Source organism: Candidatus Palibaumannia cicadellinicola (genome assembly GCF_002855795.1).
GTDB classification, from domain to species: Bacteria; Pseudomonadota; Gammaproteobacteria; order Enterobacterales; family Enterobacteriaceae; genus Baumannia; species Baumannia cicadellinicola_C.
This window is the reverse complement of record NZ_NJPO01000117.1, coordinates 1-2,731: the sequence shown is the minus strand read 5'-3', so window position 1 is coordinate 2,731 and position 2,731 is coordinate 1. Positions and strand designations below refer to the sequence as shown.

The following is a 2,731-nucleotide window of genomic DNA, read 5'->3' as shown; positions in this document are numbered from 1 at the left end:
TGTCTGCATATACTGTGAACATTGTGGCACAGAAGATTTTTCTAGCTCACTGTGTTTAATTTTTTGTACTATACGATGCTGATAAATACGAGCTTTGACTTCCTCTAGTTGCTTACGTGCATACTCAATATGTTCTGCTTTTAATTCTCCACATGAATGACCATTCAGATCTACACGTTGTACTCCATGCTTGATTCCATATAAATAACGCCAGCTTGATGTATAAAGACGTAATGCAGAACGCAACTTAGTTTTGCTCAGAGTATCTTGGCTCTGTACCCATTCTACCAGATCTTTAAAAATACCTATTTTTAGTGGTCGCGTTTCACCTACTGAGGTAAAACATAGCGGAAAGTGTTGGGTAAGAAAAGCAATCACTTTTTTGTTACTGTTCAACTTAGATTGATTTTCCATTAATATTCCTGATGAAAACAACACTTATATTAGTATTAATAGTATTATTTATAATAAAACAATAATAATATATAATTTAAATTTATATTATAAATTATTAATCATTTGGTCTATTAAGAATAATCCATTATTATCGATAGCTATGATTTTAAATTTATTTAATATAGAGAGAAAAATCTGCTCTTCTTTATGCTGTTCAGCAACGTACCACTGTAAAAAGTGGAATGTTGAGTAATCTTGTAGATTCATAGCTATGTGAACTAGCCGGTGAATTTTATTGGTAATATTTTTTTCATGTTCGTAGGCAAGATTTATTAATTCAGGTAGTGACGAGAAATTAAACGGCGGGGCTTCAATAGCACCTAACATAGGCATAGTACTTGTTTCATTTAAATAGTCAAAAATACGGTATATGTGATTTCTTTCTTCTTGCGATTGCTTTTTAAAAAATTGGCTGATACCTTCAAAACTTTTGTTATGACACCAAGCACTCATTTGCAAATACAGATTAGCAGAATAACATTCTAAATTCAGTTGTTCATAAAGCTTCGTTGTAACTTCTTGTTTTAACATTAGTCAAATCCTGATTGAAATCAATAGAGTAATTTTTGATCTACTTTATTTGAGTTACTGATTAATTAAAATAGTGAATAACATTTTTGTAACTAATTAAACGCTTGAGTTTTAATATCTTATATATGTTAAATAAGTTTAAAATAAACATAATTAATTTATTTTTTTACTTCAGAAAAGTTTTCTTCTAACTGATGCCAAGAGCGACTATCTCTAGTCATCAATGCTACAGATGCTACTGGTCCCCAAGTGCCAGCTTGATATACTTTTAGTGCATTAGCGTCTGCTTTCCAAGCGTCGATAATTGAATCTACCCATTTCCAGGCTTCTTCTATTTCATCTCTTCGAACAAAAAGTGCCTGAATTCCTCGCATAGTTTCTAGTAAGAGACGTTCATAAGCATCTGATAGATGTGTCTGGTTAAAAGTTTTAGTAAAACTTAGATCTAATTTAGTCATTTGTAAACGATGTTTATGATCCAATTTAGGTACTTTATTTAAAATCTGAATGTCCATTCCTTCATCTGGCTGTAGACGAATAGTAAGTTTGTTTGGCGGTAGTTTTTGATAAGAGTCCCGAAATAAATTAATAGGTGGATTTTTAAAATATACTACTACTTCTGAACATTTCATAGGTAAACGCTTACCAGTGCGTAAATAGAAGGGTACTCCTGCCCATCTCCAATTATCAATATCCACACGAAGAGAAACAAAAGTTTCAGTACAACTATTTGTGTTTGCGCCTTCTTCTTCTAGATAACCTGGTACTTTTATACCTTTGATAAAGCCAGCTGTGTACTGTCCACGTACTGTCGTATCACGTACATTACTGTAATTAATAGGACGTAGTGAACGTAACACTTTTACTTTCTCATCGCGGATACTATCAGTAGTTAAATCAGAAGGAGGTGACATCGCAATCATAGTTAATATTTGTAGCAAATGGCTTTGAATCATGTCACGCATCTGACCTGTTTGATCAAAATATCCCCAACGCCCTTCAATGCCTACTTCTTCAGCTACAGTTATCTGTACGTGATCAATAGTACGATTATCCCAGTTAGTTGTGAATAAAGAATTAGCAAAACGTAGAGCAAGTAAATTGAGTACCGTTTCTTTACCAAGATAATGATCGATACGATATACTTGAGTTTCTTTAAAATAATTCGATACTTGATCGTTAATGATACGTGATGATACTAAACTAGTACCTAGTGGTTTTTCCATAACTACACGATTAGGGTATTTATTAATACCAAATTGTCCTAATCCTTGACAAATTGAGCCAAAAGTATTTGGTGGCATAGCTAAATAATTAACTGTAACTCTAGACCTCATATCTAATATTTTTGCTAACCTACTAAAGTTTTGGGTATCATTGACATCTAAATTACAAAAATTTAAACGTGCGCTTAAAATCTTCCATAATTGTTCGTCAATAGGTTCTGTCATAAAATGTTCTAATGCTTGACGTACCATATTAGTATAAGCTAAGACATCCCATTCTGCGCGACCAACACCAATAATACGTGTTTCCGGATGAATATAACTTAATTTTTCTAGCTGATACAACGAGGGTAATAATTTACGGCGAGCTAGATCTCCTTTTGCACCAAAAATAACTAGATCACATGCTTGTGCGATAGATGTCACAGTCATGTTTTTGTCCTCGTGCAAGATAGTTGTATTAATTACTTGAATTATACCTCTACTATTGTTTTAAAACACATGAAATTCTTTTTTAT

Annotated in this window: 3 protein-coding genes; all 3 read right to left on the bottom strand. The window is 32.7% G+C overall.

Annotated elements, in window-relative coordinates:
* On the bottom strand, positions 1-414 hold a 414-nt coding region (proQ, locus tag CEX73_RS02265), incomplete at its 3' end, for an RNA chaperone ProQ (RefSeq protein ID WP_101626978.1).
* 87 nt (positions 415-501) lie between these two features.
* The gene (ftnA, locus tag CEX73_RS02260) at positions 502-987 is read right to left on the bottom strand and encodes a non-heme ferritin (protein WP_101626977.1); all 486 of its coding nucleotides are present in this window, start codon (positions 985-987) and stop codon (positions 502-504) included.
* 158 nt (positions 988-1,145) lie between these two features.
* Entirely contained in the window at positions 1,146-2,645 is a 1,500-nt protein-coding gene (zwf, locus tag CEX73_RS02255) for a glucose-6-phosphate dehydrogenase (RefSeq protein ID WP_101626976.1), read from the bottom strand.
* Positions 2,646-2,731: the final 86 nt, after the last annotated feature.

Excerpts from the sequence above, each read along its gene's own strand:
- ftnA (WP_101626977.1), bottom strand. The coding sequence starts at position 987 with ATGTTAAAACAAGAAGTTACAACGAAGCTTTATGAACAACTGAATTTA.
- zwf (WP_101626976.1), bottom strand. The coding sequence starts at position 2,645 with ATGACTGTGACATCTATCGCACAAGCATGTGATCTAGTTATTTTTGGT.